Annotated in this window: 12 protein-coding genes and 1 pseudogene; 10 read left to right on the top strand and 3 right to left on the bottom strand. The window is 41.4% G+C overall.

Going from position 1 to position 17,164, the window contains the following annotated elements; translation table 11 throughout:
- Positions 1-361: 361 nt before the first annotated feature.
- From AC0L7T_RS11145 to AC0L7T_RS11160, 4 genes are all read left to right on the top strand, one after another.
- Positions 362-607, top strand: a complete 246-nt coding sequence (locus AC0L7T_RS11145) for a hypothetical protein (RefSeq protein WP_473342711.1) — start codon at positions 362-364, stop codon at positions 605-607.
- A gap of 137 nt (positions 608-744) precedes the next feature.
- Positions 745-3,582: a DUF1553 domain-containing protein gene (locus tag AC0L7T_RS11150; protein WP_473342712.1), complete on the top strand. Its 2,838-nt coding sequence runs from the start codon at positions 745-747 to the stop codon at positions 3,580-3,582.
- A complete protein-coding gene (locus tag AC0L7T_RS11155; protein ID WP_473342713.1) occupies positions 3,579-5,066 on the top strand; it encodes a DUF1501 domain-containing protein in 1,488 nt (495 codons plus the stop codon). Before AC0L7T_RS11150 ends, AC0L7T_RS11155 begins: the two co-directional genes overlap by 4 nt.
- A 5-nt stretch (positions 5,067-5,071) precedes the next feature.
- Positions 5,072-6,523, top strand: a complete 1,452-nt coding sequence (locus tag AC0L7T_RS11160; RefSeq protein ID WP_473342714.1) for a c-type cytochrome domain-containing protein — start codon at positions 5,072-5,074, stop codon at positions 6,521-6,523.
- 127 nt (positions 6,524-6,650) lie between these two features.
- On the opposite strand, the gene AC0L7T_RS11165 is transcribed toward AC0L7T_RS11160, so the two are convergent.
- Together AC0L7T_RS11165 and AC0L7T_RS11170 are read right to left on the bottom strand one after the other, a co-directional pair.
- Complete coding sequence (locus tag AC0L7T_RS11165; protein WP_473342715.1) at positions 6,651-7,793, bottom strand: hypothetical protein; 1,143 nt, start codon at positions 7,791-7,793, stop codon at positions 6,651-6,653.
- A 158-nt stretch (positions 7,794-7,951) separates the two neighbouring features.
- Entirely contained in the window at positions 7,952-10,912 is a 2,961-nt protein-coding gene (locus AC0L7T_RS11170) for a DNA polymerase III subunit alpha (protein ID WP_473342716.1), read from the bottom strand.
- A 313-nt stretch (positions 10,913-11,225) separates the two neighbouring features.
- Between AC0L7T_RS11170 and AC0L7T_RS11175 the strand changes: the two genes are divergently transcribed.
- Complete coding sequence (locus AC0L7T_RS11175; RefSeq protein ID WP_473342717.1) at positions 11,226-11,525, top strand: helix-turn-helix domain-containing protein; 300 nt, start codon at positions 11,226-11,228, stop codon at positions 11,523-11,525.
- 672 nt (positions 11,526-12,197) lie between these two features.
- On the opposite strand, the gene AC0L7T_RS11180 is transcribed toward AC0L7T_RS11175, so the two are convergent.
- Positions 12,198-12,830: a hypothetical protein gene (locus tag AC0L7T_RS11180; RefSeq protein ID WP_473342718.1), complete on the bottom strand. Its 633-nt coding sequence runs from the start codon at positions 12,828-12,830 to the stop codon at positions 12,198-12,200.
- Positions 12,831-13,369: 539 nt separating this feature from the next.
- Between AC0L7T_RS11180 and tnpA the strand changes: the two are divergent.
- The 5 genes and pseudogenes from tnpA to AC0L7T_RS11205 all read left to right on the top strand — a co-directional run bounded on the left by tnpA (position 13,370) and on the right by AC0L7T_RS11205 (position 17,160).
- Positions 13,370-13,825 (top strand): annotated as a pseudogene (gene tnpA, locus AC0L7T_RS11185) (IS200/IS605 family transposase).
- Positions 13,826-14,583: 758 nt separating this feature from the next.
- Positions 14,584-14,982, top strand: coding sequence for a hypothetical protein (locus AC0L7T_RS11190; RefSeq protein ID WP_473342719.1), 399 nt, complete (start codon positions 14,584-14,586; stop codon positions 14,980-14,982).
- Positions 14,983-15,455: 473 nt separating this feature from the next.
- Positions 15,456-16,094: a class I SAM-dependent methyltransferase gene (locus tag AC0L7T_RS11195; RefSeq protein ID WP_473342720.1), complete on the top strand. Its 639-nt coding sequence runs from the start codon at positions 15,456-15,458 to the stop codon at positions 16,092-16,094.
- A 17-nt stretch (positions 16,095-16,111) separates the two neighbouring features.
- Positions 16,112-16,693, top strand: a complete 582-nt coding sequence (locus AC0L7T_RS11200) for a YdeI/OmpD-associated family protein (RefSeq protein ID WP_473342721.1) — start codon at positions 16,112-16,114, stop codon at positions 16,691-16,693.
- Between the two features lie 101 nt (positions 16,694-16,794).
- Entirely contained in the window at positions 16,795-17,160 is a 366-nt protein-coding gene (locus AC0L7T_RS11205) for a DUF2200 domain-containing protein (RefSeq protein WP_473342722.1), read from the top strand.
- Positions 17,161-17,164: the final 4 nt, after the last annotated feature.

Genomic DNA, 17,164 nt, shown 5'->3' on the forward strand with positions numbered 1-17,164 from the left:
TTATAGGCATTTACTAAAGGAAATATTTAGAATATAAAATAACCCGTGTTCTTGTTAGGGTTAAGGGACTGAAGTTATTATTAACCTTAATTCGTGTAAGATCATTTTAAAGCAGATGAATCGTTAATCCAAAACCTTGTTAGGGGCAGTAGAGGCGGGAAAGGCTGTGGCAGTCCCTCCTTGCAGGGGATACCAATAACTTCTTCTGCCCAAAGTCCGTCCTAAGCCAACAGGTTTCGATTTTATTATAACTCAAGCCATTAGGCAAAGCCAGAATAATAAAACGAAATTTTTTCACTTTTTCAGGACAAAGAATAAAAAGCTATCGTAAGGACTAAGAACCCACTATCCAATTATTGAAATGAAAAGTAAATTACTGTTTCTACCAGATGTTTTATTGCTGTTGTTCATCTGCATTGCTTGCGAGCGCCATGAGTTACGTCACAACCAATTTGGGACGATTGGTGAAAAGGTAATTCCCGCCATAATGACTGAAAAAAACACCTCCTTAGGAGATAAAAGTAACAATGAAAAGGTTTGGGAAACCATGAAAGACAATATTAACGAACATCTAGCTGGGTTAAAAGCAAAGGTGTTGGAAGACTAGTTGGTGATTTTTTTATCCTTCTTTTTAATAAAGGTAAGTGTTCGGCGCTTACCTTTTTTTTATCACAAATGTCTTAGTATTTGGCCTTTCATGAAATCTTATATTTGAATTAAGGGTGTTTTTAATTACTTTGTTTCGTGATTAGATTGATTGGGCAAAACATGAGTATGATCGGCCGAAAAAAAGCATTAGTTTACATTGTATCATCCACTTTTATTTTAGGGTTATTATGGTGGATAGTTTGGGTAATTCCTTTGGAGAATAAACATAAGTTTTTGCCCCAGGTGTTGCTTGGGGAAAGGGTTGATTTCAATCATGATATTAGGCCCATCATCAACAATAAATGTATTGCTTGTCACGGAGGCGTGAAGCGTTCAGGAGGTTTCAGTTTATTGTTTGAGGAAGAAGCATTGGAGGCCAATGAATCCGGAAAAAGGGCCATTGTTCCAGGAAATGTCAGGAAAAGTGAGTTGATCCAAAGGATTTCTCATAAAAACCCGGAGTACCGCATGCCATTAGAATCCACGCCGCTTTCTGATGAAGAAATAGCCTTGTTTTCCCGTTGGATCAATCAAGGAGCACAGTGGGATGATCATTGGGCCTATAAAGCGCCTGAAAAACAAACTGTACCTGAAACAGATAATGCATGGGTCAAAAATGATATAGATCGTTTTGTCCAGGCCAAATTAGAAGAAAAGCAGCTTAGCCCAAATCCATCCTCGGACAAGCAATCCCTACTCCGGAGACTTAGCCTTGACCTTACTGGTTTACCTCCGACGATAACGGAAATGCAGAATTTCATCAATGACAATTCTAATAAGGCTTACGAAAAAGTAGTGGACAGCTTATTGGCTTCGCCCGCTTATGGTGAGCGCTGGGCTGCCATGTGGATGGACTTGGCAAGGTATGCTGATTCGAAAGGATATGAAGCAGACAGGGCCAGAGAAATCTGGAAATACAGAGACTGGTTGATCAATGCATTCAATGAAAATATTCCCTATGACCAGTTTGTAATTACACAATTGGCAGGGGACCTGAAGCCAGCCGCTACAGATCAGGATTTTATTGCGACAGCTTTTCACCGCAATACGATGAACAATGATGAAGGAGGTACTGACAATGAGGAATTTCGGGTGGCAGCAGTACTAGACAGAGTCAATACCACATGGACGGTTTTGCAAGGTACCACGATGGAATGTGTACAGTGTCACAGCCATCCCTATGATCCGATCAGGCATGAAGACTTTTACCGAAGTCTGGCATTTTTTAATCAAACAGCGGATGCGGACGTTCCCAGCGAAGCGCCAGTACTTGTCTCCTATAAAGAGGAAGAGGACATAGAAAAGCTAACATTAATAAAGAACTGGGCCAATGAGCATGGTACAGATGCAAGAAATGGCCAATATTATGATCGATTGCTGAGATTGGGCGTTCCCAAATTATATGCGCATTATTTTTACCAAATGGACAAAGGCCTTCCTATAAGAGGAACAGCTACATTTAAGGTGGATCAGGAAGTTTACTCCTTTACAAAAGACTTACCATTTGAAGGGGAAGATAGGTTGGTATTTAAGGCAAGAACAAATGGAAGCGAGGGTAAGATTTCGTTTCACCTGGACAGTATCGATGGGCGACAAATTGCCGAATGGAAAGTGAAGGCCAAGTTTAAAATAGAGTATGATGAGGAAGAAAAAAAGGATGTTACCTATTACCTCAACGAGGTCATCTCCTTGCCTATAAAACCAGTAAAGGGAAAGCATGACCTTTATATGGTATGGGAGGGAAAAGCAGATATTGAACAGACGAGCACCTTTGAATGGTTGATGCTTCATCATGCACTACCAGGCGAGGAAGATAAAAAATTCCCAGAGATAGAGGAGGCCATGTATGCGCTATTTAATTCCGAAAATGAAATGGAAGCTACTCCTGTAATGGTTGATTTACCAGAAAATCAACATAGGGTGTCAAGGGTCTTTGAGAAGGGAAGTTGGATGGTGCCAGGGGAAGAAGTAAATGTAGGAGTACCGGAGATTTGGAACTCATTTAATGAGTATGAAGAAAACCGAATGGGGCTGGCCAAATGGTTGTTTGATGAAAAGAACCCGCTTACTTCTCGTGTGATGGTTAACAGGATTTGGGAACAATTTTTCGGTAGAGGGATTGTTTCATCTCTGGAGGATTTTGGCTCCCAAGGTTTCGCCCCCACACATCCAGAGCTACTTGATTGGTTGGCGATAAAGTTCCGGGATGATTTTGAATGGGATCTTAAAAAATTAATAAAAGAGATTGTTATGTCTGCTACTTACAGGCAGTCCTCACACTTTACTAAGGAGAGTAGAGAAAAGGATGCTTTGAATGAATGGCTGGCAAGAGGCCCTAGAATTAGGTTAAGTGCAGAGCAGGTGAGAGATCAGTCTTTGGCAGTTTCTGGTTTATTAAGTGAGAAAATGTTAGGCAAAAGCGTAATGCCTGAACAGCCAGATGGTATATGGCAGGTCGTTTACAGTGGTACAAAATGGGAGACAAGTAAGGGCAGTGAAAAATACAGAAGGGCATTGTATACTTTCTGGCGCCGGACCAGTCCTTATCCATCCATTATTTCCTTTGATGCGCCAAGTAGGGAGTTTTGTCTGCCCAAGAGGATAGCGACCAATACACCGCTTCAGGCCTTGGTTACGCTAAATGATCCGGTTTATCTCGATGCTGCCGTTGCTTTGGGTAGGGAAGTCCTCCTTTCTTCGAATAGCGATGAGGAAGAGCGGCTTTCACTACTTTATAGTATGGCGATGATAAAAGGTATAAGTGAAGAAAAACTGGCGGCCCTGCAAAACATTTACCAGCAAACTATGACCTATTTTGAAAATAGCCCGGAAGAAATTTGTAAACTAACCGGAGAAGAGGATAAGGCGCTTGCTGTATACACAGTAATGGCCAATATAATAATGAATTTGGACGAATTTCTGATGAAATCATGAGTAGAAGGATCGATTTAACCAATGAATACCAATACAGGGAAATGCAAAGCCGGACCAGAAGGCATTTTATCAAGCAATGCACAACTGGCTTAGGGGGCATAGCTTTGGGAGGCCTATTGGGTTGCGACAGAAAAACCTCAGTACCTTCGGGACCAGACCTGGAATCCTATATTCGTGAACAAGTACCACATTTTGCTCCCAGCGCCAAGAGGATCATTTACCTGCACATGGCAGGAGCTCCTTCTCAATTGGAGCTTTTTGATTACAAACCGGAATTGGCAAAATTAGATGGAAAAGATTGCCCGCAGTCGCTTTTGGAGGGAAAGAAGTTTGCCTTCATTCAGGGCGTTCCAAAAATGTTGGGGCCACAAGCCGCTTTTTCCCCAAGAGGAAATTCAGGCATGGTGATTTCAGACAATTTGCCTCATTTTTCGTCCGTTGTAGATGATGTGACTTTGATTAAAACCATGCATACGGACCAATTTAACCATGCTCCGGCACAATTGCTTTTGCAGACAGGTTCACCACGGCTTGGCCGCCCAAGTATGGGAAGTTGGGTGACCTATGGCTTAGGTTCTGAAAATGAAGATTTACCCGGATTTATGGTTTTGGTTTCAGGTGGGAATACCCCTGATGCAGGGAAATCTGTCTGGGGAAGTGGGTTTTTACCTTCTGTTTATCAGGGCGTGCAATGTCGGTCTGAAGGCGATCCCGTGCTATTTGTTTCCAATCCATCAGGTATAAATGGAAGCCTTCGCAAACAAACCATAGATGCTATCAATAATATCAATGAGAATGAATACAAGGAATTTGGAGATCCGGAAACCCTGACCAGAATCTCTCAATATGAAATGGCTTACCGCATGCAAACTTCTGTGCCTGAAGTGATGGACATCAATGATGAACCTGATTACATTCATGAAATGTATGGGACCGAACCAGGTAAAACTTCCTTCGCCAATAATTGTCTGCTGGCCAGAAGACTTGTAGAAAAGGGCGTCCGTTTTGTTCAGTTGTTCGATTGGGGCTGGGACATGCACGGTGTAGCAGAAAGGGAAGCGCTGGACACTGGCTTGCCAATAAAATGTAAGCCTATAGACAAAGCCATGACCGCTTTGGTCAAGGACTTGAAACAAAGGGGCTTGTTGGATGATACCCTGGTAGTTTGGGGTGGAGAGTTTGGGCGTACGCCCATGCAAGAGAATAGAGGGGGAAAAGAATGGCCATATAAGGGCAGAGATCACCATACGGAAGCTTTTCCTGTGTGGATGGCTGGCGGTGGCGTAAAAGGTGGTTTTACCTTAGGAGAAACCGATGAAATAGGTTATTATGGCATCAAAGATAAAGTGCATGTGCATGATTTGCAGGCAACAATTATGCATTTAATGGGTATGGATCATGAAAAATTTACCTATTTTGCACAGGGAAGAGATTTTAGATTGACGGACGTGTCCGGTAAAGTAGTTAGTAAAGTTATCGCATAAGTTAAATGGAGCAAGGATCAGACATTATCATTTTCTTTGGCAGGTTTCACCCCCTGTTTTTACACTTACCTATCGGGTTTTTAGCCTTGGGATTTCTTATGGAATTGCTGTCCCGGAGGGATCAGTTTTCCTACCTTAAACCAGCTATAGGGTTTGTTTTAGCCCTTGGAGCCCTATCTGCATTGGTAACAGCCATACTTGGTTTGATGTTGGCCCAGGCTGGAGATTATGGGGAAGACCTGCTGTTTATTCACAAATGGTCAGGAATATTATTGGTGCTTTTTGCTTTTGGAGCCTGGGGCTTGCACTTCAAAAGAGAGAAAAAACCTACCCTCCAAATCAAGAGGGCTTATATAGGTACACTCTCTATAATGATGTTGCTCCTGGCGGGAGCGGGGCACTATGGCGGATCGCTAACACATGGCTCTACCTTCCTTACCCAGTACATGCCTGATACCATGAAAAAGTTGGCGGGTATACCTATTGAAGCCAAGGGACCGAAATTGATAGAGAACCTGGATGAAGCAGTTGTATACGTAGATATCATTCATCCCATCATGGAGCAGCGTTGCAATTCCTGCCACAATGCCAGCAAAAAGAAGGGAGACTTACAAATGCACACTAAGGAAGCGCTTTTGAAAGGTGGGGAAAATGGTGCCATATTCGAGCCTGGAAGTGCTGCTGAAAGTGAGATGATCAAAAGGGTTCATTTGGAGGAAAATCATGACGACCATATGCCGCCCAAAGGAAAGTCTCAATTGACTGATGACCAGGTGCTTTTGCTTGAATGGTGGATCAATGAAGGCGCCTCTTTTGATAAAAAAGTCGCTGAACTTCAGGCAGATGAGGAAGTGAAAACCGTATTGCTTACTTTATCTGACCCCAATGCCAATAAAACGGCTGTAGAGATACTACTTGCAGAAGGTACCAGTCCTTTTGACGAAGAAAAATTAAATGCTTATGTGAATGAAGGCATTGCCATCAAGCGGCTTTCAAATGAAGACAACTGGCTTCAGGTGACTTTGTATCGAAAGGATTCGGTAGATGCCTTACTTGAGCGATTGGCTACCGATTTTCCTGATCAGATTACATGGTTAGATGTTAAAGATACCCAATTGTCTGATGCAGGATTGGAAGCGGTAGGGAAATTCAAGAACCTTACCCGTTTAAGAGCTGAAAAGACATCGGTCACTGATGCAGGCTTGGTCCATTTGGCAGGATTGAATTATTTAGAATCCCTAAACCTTTATGGTACTAAAATTACGGATACTGGACTTGATCACCTGTCTAAATTACCGAGCCTAAGACGTTTGTATGCCTGGAACACACAGGTGAGCAAAGAAGGGGCGACCAAATTCATGGAGGAAGCAAGTCTAATAGAGGTCAACCTTGGATATGAAGTCAATATGATAGATTCTCTAACAGTCGAAGTCAAGCCGATAGCAGTGAGTAATTGATTTCACTCCTATTTTATTTTCTGAAGAACAATAACCGTGGAAACCTACGGAAAACGAAAAATACCAAGCCCCCAATTCCTTCCAGAGTTGGGGGTTTTGTTTTTTTCGCTATTTCCAGCAATGACTTCTACTGCGGGACCAATGCTACCTGATAGATGGTATAGAATTCAGGCTCCTGATCCAAAAGCTCAACATGCTGTCGCGTCCACAATCGATTTTTACCATCCACATGCGTAGGTGTAAAATTGGTGGGACAGAGGCCAACTTCGCTGTATATCCCTTCAGCTTCTCTCACCAGAAACTTTAGGGGGTTCAACCGGGCGTTAATTTTGTTGGCTTCCTCCTGAGTAGCCGTTCTGTTGGCAAAAATTACATCAAGAGACAGGCCAGACCGGTAAAGGATCAGGTCTTTCTCATCCACCTTAAAATAGCTTTCTACTACACCTTTCCTAGGTTTTGGGGTGTCATAATCTTCACTTCCCCCAAATGGGTATCCCGGATTAAGGATAAAATCATCAAATGGGATACCTTCCGCGGTTAATCCATTTACCGGTTTGCTCAGGTCATGGGAATGAAATAAGGTGTCTGTGGCAAAAACAAAATGAATCTTGTCTTCATTTACCTGAAACATTGGCCTGATAAAATTAAAAGCCTTACCCTGTTTGTACCTGCTTTTGGGATGCAGGGGAGTAATGGGTAGGAAGCCCCCTGAATCAAGGCTGATAAGGTCAAAGGTGTTGAAATGGTTGTAATAGGCCTCCTGATTTGTTGCGACTGGATGTTGGGCCCCTCCGGTAAAGGCAACTAAATTTATTTTATCGGCTATATTGGCCTTATGCAAATGGTCGTAGCCGGAGTAAGTCATACCTTGACCTTCATAGGGTTTTTGATGACTTTTAATATAATCAAAATCAAGGTTATATATCACCAGCTTTTGTCTCCCCATGACAACAATACTGTCTCCTACAAAAGTAGCGGAACAAGCGGTATTGCCATAGGAGCTGGGGGCATCGCCCGGTTGATCGAAGGTGGAAAGAACCTCCCCGTTTTTATCCGTGAGGATGAATTGATTTTGCTGGAATTCATGGAAAAGGAACAAATCCTTTGTAGAATGAACGGCATAAAGTTGCAGGTTTCCTAGAAAATCCACCTGTACTGAATCCACTATTTCTAAAGCGTAGGAGGTAGCTGTTACCTTATCTATTGCAGTGGGGCCACATGAAAAGAGGTAATTGACCAGACACAGTTGTAGCAGGATTAATTTTTTCATACCATCATATTTGGACTATTAAATTAATAATAAATAAGGTAAATCCAATTTGAATAGGAATGATATTCATTTTGTTGGAAGGAAGAAGCAAGTAATCTCTGAGGATTCCCTTCTAATGGGACGCATGAAGTGTCCATTCTTTCCCGTTTTTTCTACTGTCAATCATCTGCATTCCAATACGCCATTCTTTCGCAGCTACTCACCTCTATGCTATAAAAGTCAAATTCCTCGGTTACCTTGCCCTTGAGAAGATAGATGCCCCTCCCTTTTAAGGGTGTTTTTTTTACCACCGGAGGAAAGTGTACCGTGTCTATCCAATGTCCGTCTTTGTCTATAAAAGTGCCAAAATTCATGACATCCCCCTTAACGGTACGCGTGTATTTGACTGTGACCAGGTAGCCAATAAGTTGTACCCGCTTGCCTAGGAATTGCTTCATTTCCAAAGCGGCAATTCCCGAAGTTTTCTGATCTTTCACCAAGTGGAAAGGACTGATCAACGGGAATTCCAATATTTCAAGTTGATCGATAATCTCCTGCCTTAGGTCCAAATCTTCCAGCACGGGCGCCTTTAGCTCGCGAAAGCCCGCACTTGCAAATAAACGCTGACTTCCACCAACAGGGCTTTTTTTGCGGTGCATAATGAAATGGGCTTCCCATAAACTCTCTTGTTTGCTCTTTCCTGTAAAACGAAAGCAACCGATTCGGATCAAAATCAGCACTTGCTCCAGACTGATGTCTACCCTGGAGATAAAATCAGTCAGTCCAGCATAGGGGCCAGCCTTTTGCCTTTCAGCCAATAACCTGTTGGAGGTTTCTTGTTGCAGGTATTTCATGTGTACAAAGCCCAGGTAAACTGTTTTTCCCTTGATATTGGTGAAATAGTCACTTTCGTTTAGGTGTGGGGCCTGTACATCTGCGCCATTCATTCGCAGCTCGTGTATGTAAAACTCTGTATGATAAAAACCACCAAAATTATTGATAACGGCCACCATAAATTCCAGAGGATAATGCGCTTTCAGGTACAGGCTTTGGTAGCTCTCTACAGCAAAAGAGGCCGAATGCCCCTTGGCAAAGGAGTATCCAGCAAAACTTTCGATCTGATGCCATACTTCCCCTGTTACTGTTGCATCCCTGCCCATTTCCTTACAGTTGCTAAAGAAGCGCTCTTTGACCCTTTGTATGGCTCCTTTTGAGCGGGATTTGCCACTCATTCCGCGTCGGAGGACATCGGCTTCACTCAGTGTGAGCCCAGCAAAATGGTGAGCCACTTTGATTACATCCTCCTGGTAGACCATGATGCCATAAGTTTCAGGCATGATGTCTTTCAATACAGGATGGGCCCTTTCTCTACGGGCGGGGTTTACATGTCTCAGAATGTATTCCCGCATCATGCCAGACCTGGCCACACCAGGTCGGATGATGGAACTGGCCGCTACCAACTCCAGGTATTCATCGGCTTTCATTTTGGCCAGCAACATACGCATGGCGGGAGATTCTACATAGAATGCCCCGATGGTACGGCCTTCACGAAGATGCGCTTTGATGCTGGGGTCTTTTTTAAATGCAGCCACCTGACGAATATCCACCGTTTTTCCCTGGTTTGTATGGATAATCTCCAGTGCACTTTTAATGTGGCCAAGGCCCCTTTGGCTGAGAATGTCGAATTTATGCAAACCAATGTCTTCTGCCACATGCATGTCAAACTGTGAAGTAGCAAAGCCCTTGGGCGGCAGTTCGGTGGCTGTATAATAATGGATGGGCTTGTGGGCAATCAATATTCCTCCGGCATGGATGCTCAAATGAGAGGGCATATTGCGGATCACTTTGGCATATTGATAAATCAGTTTTCCATATTGGTCGGGAATGTAATTGCTGCTCTCCAGCTTGTCACCATAGTAGATCAGGGATTCTATTTCCGATTTGGGTAGGCCAAAGACCTTTCCCAATTCCCTCAGGACGGAATTGTATTGGAAGGTGTTGAATGTGGCCAATAGACATACATGGTCCTGTTTGGGTCGGTTATAGGTGTCGAATATATAGTGGGTGATTTCATCCCGATCTTTCCATGAAAAATCAAGGTCAAAATCCGGTGGGTTTTCCCGGTAAAGGTTGATGAAACGTTCGAAATACAGGTCCAGCTCAATGGGGTCCACATCTGTGATGGCCAGGCAATAAGCAACGATACTGTTGGCCCCACTGCCCCGACCTACATAGAAGAAGTTTTTGTGCTGCGCGAAATTGACAATGTCATAATTGATCAGGAAGTAAGAAACAAAGCCTTTTTGTTGGATAATCTCCAGCTCTTTTATAATACGTTTTTCTTTGATTTCATCCAGGCTGCCATAGCGGCGAAGGGCGCCTTTGTAGGTTTCCTGTCGCAGGTAATCAAAGTCTTCCCAATCAGATCCCAGAATGTCTCTACGGTTTTTTACAGCTTGAAAATAAAAGGAAAATTGGCACTGCTCCAGAAGCTTTTGAGAATTGTAAATCAGGTAACTGTGTCCTTCACAGCGCCCAACCATGTCGGCATAGCCATAAAACCGATCTGTAGGATCTCCTTGTTCGCTAAGCGGAAGCTTGCTGAGTAGGGTATTGCCATCCATGGCCCGTAGCAGGCGATGGGCGTTGAAGGCCGTTTTGCTGGCAAAGGAAACCGGTTGCAAAAGTACCAGGCGTTCTTTGTATTTGGCCCATGGACTGTAAGGAAGCCTATTGAGTTGCGAAGGATGTATGCCAAGGTATTCATTTTCCTTCAGGTCAAAGACCCTTTCCGTGAAAGGGTAGATCAGCACACTGTGGTCGAATGCCGGTGCCCTTTCGGGAAAAGGCAATTTGTTCATCAGGTGGTGGGAAAGGTACTTGTTCAGTTCATAAAAACCTTCTTGATTTTTGGCCAAACCGATAAATTGCTGCTTGCTGCCATTGCGAAAATCTATTCCTATGACTGGATGAATGCCATTTTTTTGGGCCTCTCGGATAAAAGGAAACACCCCCGAACAGCTATTGATATCTGTCAGGGCCAGGGCGTCGAGTTTTTGCTTCTTGGCTTCCACTACAAGCTGTTCAACAGAGAGTGTGCCGTACTTGAAGCTGTAGTGACTGTGGCAGTTAAGGTGCATTTTGTTTATATAATTAACATTTACTGGTTAATAATATAAACAAAATGAATTGATTCCAGGGGTTTGGTAGGAAAATTTTTAACTCAGTAAAGACAATACTGGGTATTTCCAACACAGGATTTATCTATTAAAATAGCCATTAAGCTGCTTTTTTATCTTTATTCTATTGGTGATTTATTCCCTAAATTTTCTTATTTTAATTGATGCAATCAGTGATCCTTTCTAATGTTCTAGAAAAAGACCCAAAAAACACCGAAAAAAGAAATAGACAAAGCAAGTAGGTTAATGCATCAGTATTTTGATAAAAAAAATAATGAAAGACTATAATAATATAAAGACATTTGATGAGCTAATCGAACTTGAACATGGGAAGATTGGTACCGAAAATCGAAATAAATACGAGGAAGGTGCACAAATGTTTATCGTGAGCGAAATGTTAAAAACTGCACGCAAAGAAGCAAAACTGACTCAGGAACAATTGGCTGAGAGATCAGGAACAAAGAAGAGCTACATTTCTAAGCTTGAAAATGGGAAAGTAAACATTCAACTCTCCACACTAATCCGAATTTTTGAACAAGGGTTGAACAAGAAAATTGGACTTACATTCATGTAAAGTGGGTGTAAAATAAACCATCCTGAAAACAATTGCTCTCCTTGAAAGCATTGTATAGAAGGTTCTACCTACTTCAATCAACTGTTTAGCCCCAAGAATTCCCAGGCCTAAAGGGCCTGAAAAACCATAACCGTGGTTTTTACTCACGTAAAACGTGAAATCCCCTTGTCCCAACCCCGAATGGGTTGAAACTACCACTGTTGACCTCTTTTTTATTTCCAACTGTATCAGTAATCTTTCCTATATAAATTTGACTTCGAGCCAAGATCGTCTTAATAACCAGCTGAATCGTCACTGCGAACCCTTTTTTGGGGGTTATAGTGCTGGGCAAGGGGGTGGCAGTCTCTCCTAACTAGGGATTCCTTCGGCTTTCTCGGCTCAAAGCCCTCTCTAAGTCTACCAATGACAGATCTTAAAATTCTTGAGTAAGGGGCCATTAGCATTAGTGAAAAGCGGTTTCAATGTTGCACTTACGGGAGGCTAATGCCCTACAAATGCCAACTCATTTACACCCTGGGTCGCACCTCCTGCGTCGGCTTTCCCAGGGCTACAAATGTTGCACCCCACTGGGGTGCGACATTGGATATTGCGTCTGGATTGCTGCATTTCGAAAATGTTAGGTCTCGGAATGACGATTTTCCTATGATATTGGGTATAAGCTTAAGTCAAGAATTACCTTATCACTGGTCGGCCATGAACTTCTATCCAGTCCAGTCTTGAGCAAGCTTTGGATTGTCCTCCGGGCATTAAATCGGTAAAGCCAATTTCTTCAACATTCGATAAGTCTGGATCAGTTGCTGGACCTATGGCTACTATGCCTGTAGGGTCCAGGTGGTGCCAGTTGATGTCCTGTATATTGAATTCCCAGATGCGCCAGTCTTTAGAGGCGCCGGCAGATTGGTCACTTACCAGCCATTTGCCATCAGCCAGTTTCAGGGAAATTCTAAGTTCCCTAAGGCCGACTTGTTTGGAGCGAAATTTCACTTTGGCAAAACCTGTAAGGTCAACGTTTTGTTGGCGGTGTTTTAGGCTTAGCATCCAGTTGTCCTCGCATAAACCTGACCAGATGTAAAAAGGATCGTCTACGGGTTTTTCATGGTTGCTTTTTTTGATAACATCTTTTCCCGGTCCATATAATTGTACGGTTAAATTCTCATTCTGCACATGGTTTTGGTTGACAGGTATTTCTGCGGGTGTTTCTTTCCAGTCTTCCCTAAAAAAGAGGTCAGGCCTATAGCTGCTTTGTGCGACGATAATTCCGGTAAATACCAGGTAAAAGCTGAGGGTCAGGAGAATCTGTTTCATGTGTAAGGAGTTATTTTGATACGATGGCCAGGCCTTATCTGGCCAATGCCTTTATTGCAAGCAATTTACATTTATTTCCCCAAATAAGGGAGATAGGAGATAAGATGCAAAGGGTTTTTTATGGGTAGGTATCTATATTTATTTAATGTTCCTTTTGATGACTAATACATTTTTGAAAGGTTGGAATGTGCCGCTCCTCTGGAGCTCTTGATCATAGACGGTACAATAGGCTACAAAAATATTGCTCCTCTGGAGCATCATAATTCCTAAGTGAATTATGGGGGGAGCAAGAAGGATTTGTTTCTAGGTTTGAGTAAATAATGGTTCGTAAATAGGGGGCTATATAGAACAATGAAAGAACAAAATATTAGTTTATTTAACTAGCAATACACGATCGAATTTGTTTTATTTCTTAGGTTTAATTATATTATTTTCAATGGATTAAGTTGTGGTTAAGCTCCGTAGGAGTTTTATTTTTGTAGCACTGGATTTTTGAATTATTACCAGCTCCCTAGGAGCGGTACCTAAATTTTAACGACATGGCGAATACCTATACCCAAATTTTGATACAGTACGTTTTTGCTGTAAAAAGCCGCGAATCAATAATTAAAGAGAGTTTCAGGGTTCCAATGGAAAAATACATTTCGGGGATAATATCTAACAAAAGACACAAAATGTTGGCCATTTATTATATGCCTGACCATTGCCATATATTGGTAGGCTTAAACCCTTCACAGTCAATTTCAGATTTAGCTAGGGATATTAAATCAAATACCACAAAATGAGTTAATGAACATAGGAAAATGAAATTTAATTGGCAAGAAGGTTATGGTGCATTTAGCTATGGAAAAAGTCAGTTAGACGCGGTGGTGAATTATATTTATAATCAGCCAGAACATCATAAACGAACATCATTTAGAGAAGAGTATATGACATTTTTGAAAGAATTCGAAGTTTCTTTTGAAGATCAATACTTATTTGATTGGTTGGAATGAGGAGCCGCTCCTCTGGAGCATATTAAAGCTCCGTAGGAGTTTTATTTTTGTAGCCCTAAGTTTTTGAATTATCATCAGCTCCATAGGAGCGATACCTAAATTTTAATACAGTACGTCATTGCAGTACGAAACCGAGAATTTCTAATTAGGTTTCAGGGTTCAGAAGACCAATACACGTTTGATTGGTTGGAATGTGGTGCCGCTCCTCTGGAGCTCCTGATCAAAGACGATACAATAGGCTACAAAAATATTGCTCCTCTGGAGCATCATAATTCCTAAGTGAATTATGGGGGGAGCAAGAAGGATTTGTTTCTAGGTTTGAGTAAATAATGGTTCGTAAATAGGGGGCTATATAGAACAATGAAAGAACAAAATATTAGTTTATTTAACTAGCAATACACGATCGAATTTGTTTTATTTCTTAGGTTTAATTATATTATTTTCAATGGATTAAGTTGTGGTTAAGCTCCGTAGGAGTTTTATTTTTGTAGCACTGGATTTTTGAATTATTACCAGCTCCCTAGGAGCGGTACCTAAATTTTAATACAGTACGTCATTGCAGTACGAAACCGAGAATTTCTAATTAGGTTTCAGGGTTCAGAAGACCAATATACGTTTGATTGGTTGGAATGTGGTGCCGCTCCTCTGGAGCTCCTGATCATAGACGGTACAATAGGCTACAAAAATAATGCTCCTCTGGAGCATTAATAGTTTAAGAGATTTCTAAATTACTTGTTTAAATTTTATGTGATTAAAATATGGAAAAACAAATTGAAGATGAAATTAATTTGATTTTGGCTGAATGTTATGAAAATGGCATGATTCCCTTTCATCAAAGTATTCCCGATATTAGAGATAAAGCCATTACCCGCGCCAAAATTTTAGGCTTAATTAAGTGTAAGAATAAGAACGCCTATGAACTTTCAATAGAAGGACTAAAAGTGCTTGACTTTGATGGGGGAGTTCGAGAATACCTAATGAATATTGAATCAAAAGAGAAGAAAGATGATTTGATAAGAGATCTGTCTATTAAGGATTTAAAAGGTAATATCTTCCAATTTAAATTGGTCTGGCTTTTCTTTGTTTTGAATGTAATTGCCTCATTTATTGCAGGTAATTTCGAATTGGTTTCAAAATGGTTTGATTTGATTCGATAGGGCTTAAACATTTGTAGTTTAATAATAACTTATGTCCAAAACTCTGTAGGAGTTTTATTTTAGTAGCACTAAGTTGTTGAATTATCACAAGCTCCATAGTAGAAACACCTGAATTTTAACGAGATAGGGAGTACCACAACCCAAATTTAATACGGTGCATTATTGCAGTGAGAAACGAAGAATCTCTAGTTAGTGAAGGTTTTAGATTTCTGAAGACTAATACATTTTTGAAAGGTTGGAATGTGCCGCTCCTCTGGAGCTCCTGATCAAAGACGATACAATAGGCTACAAAAATATTGCTCCTCTGGAGCATATTAAAGCTCCGTAGGAGTTTCATTTTTGTAGTACTAAGTTTTTGAATTATCACCAGCTCCATAGGAGCGATACCTGAATTTTAACGAGACAGGGAATAACAATTGAAAAATTTATAAATTGAAAAGCCATACCAAAAATTTTGGTGAGAATGTAAAACCATGACGGAATTTTGGGAAGAAAACTTTAAATACAAGCATGCCATGTGGGGATTCAGCCCGGCTGATGCTGCCCTTGATACGGTGAAATTGTTTAAGGAGCATGGACTTCATAATGTACTTGTTCCCGGCTTTGGCTATGGGAGGAATGCGAAGGCTTTTATGGATGAGGGCTTTGATGTGACAGGAATAGAAATTTCCGAAACGGCAATTGCTATCGCCAAAAAGGAGTATGGAAACCAAATAAAGGTTCACCACGGATCAGTAAGCGACATGCCTTTCGACAACGAAACTTATGACGGGATCTTTTGCTATGCATTGATCCATTTGCTCGATGAGAAAGATAGGTCCAAACTAATCGCTGATTGCTATAATCAGCTCAGTGAAAATGGCTATATGGTTTTTGTGGCGATCTCTACCGATGACCATGCTTTTGGGAAAGGGGTGGTGATTGACAAGAACCGATTTTTGACACCTCATGGTGTTGAATTGTTTTTTTATAACTTAGACGCTGTAAAGGATGAATTTGGAGACTTTGGCTTACAAGATTCAGAGAAAATAATGGAACCTTCGAAAAGTATAAAAGGTAAGCCGGGGCAAATATTTTGGAAGATTGTATGCAAGAAAATCGCTAATAGTTAAAAGAATGAATTAAAACCATGACCAAGGTAGTAATCGAGGATTTCTGTCCATCAAACAAAGAAGAATGGAGCGATTGGCTAGAACGCCATCACATAATAAAAGAGGCGGTATGGCTCATTGTTTATAAAAAGAAATCACCCACTCCAAACCTTACCTGGAGTGAATCTGTAGACGAAGCTTTGCGGTTTGGTTGGATAGATAGCTTGAAAAAACCGATAGATGATGAAAAGTATAGACAATACTTCAGTAAAAGAAAGGCAAACAGTATCTGGTCTAAAACGAATAAAGACAAAATTAAAGCCTTATTAGAGAAAGACTTGATGTCGGAGGCAGGCTTGAAAACGGTTGAAATTGCCAAAAGAAATGGCTCATGGTCTATTTTGGATGCTGCTGAAACCCTGGAAGTGCCCTTGGATTTAGCAAGTAAATTCAATGAATTCCCGGGATCAAGAGACTTCTTCAATAGTCTAAGTAAATCTGGCAGGAAAAGCTTACTACAATGGATTGCGATGGCTAAAAGACCAGAAACCAGAGAAAAAAGAGTATTGGAGATTGCAGAAAGTGCAGGCCAAAAGCTAAAGCCAAAAGCATTTCGGTAGGTTTGGGGCCCCAGGCCTTTTTTAGGATTGCCAAAAGCACACTATTGTCGACAGCTTCAATACAAGAATAGGTATCAAAGAACATAAAATCCCTTTTTTCTATGAAAGATACAAGTCACCACGATGAACGCATTGCCAAAATGACATTCGCCACGGTTTACCCGCATTATGTTGCAAAAGTAGAGCGGAAGGGTAGAACGAAAGAAGAATTGTACCAGGTAATTGAATGGTTAACGGGCTATGATGAGAAACAGCAGCACGCACTTATTGAAAGCAAGGTAACATTTGAAACATTTTTTCAGCAGGCCATATTAAACCCAAATGCTCATCTGATTAAAGGCCTCATATGTGGCTACCGTGTGGAGGAGATCACAAATCCACTGACACAACAAGTTAGGTGGCTGGACAAGCTGGTGGATGAATTGGCCAAAGGTAAAAAGATGGAAAAGATTTTACGGGTGAGTTGAATGG

This window comes from Cyclobacterium sp. 10D3-21, from assembly GCF_055809755.1.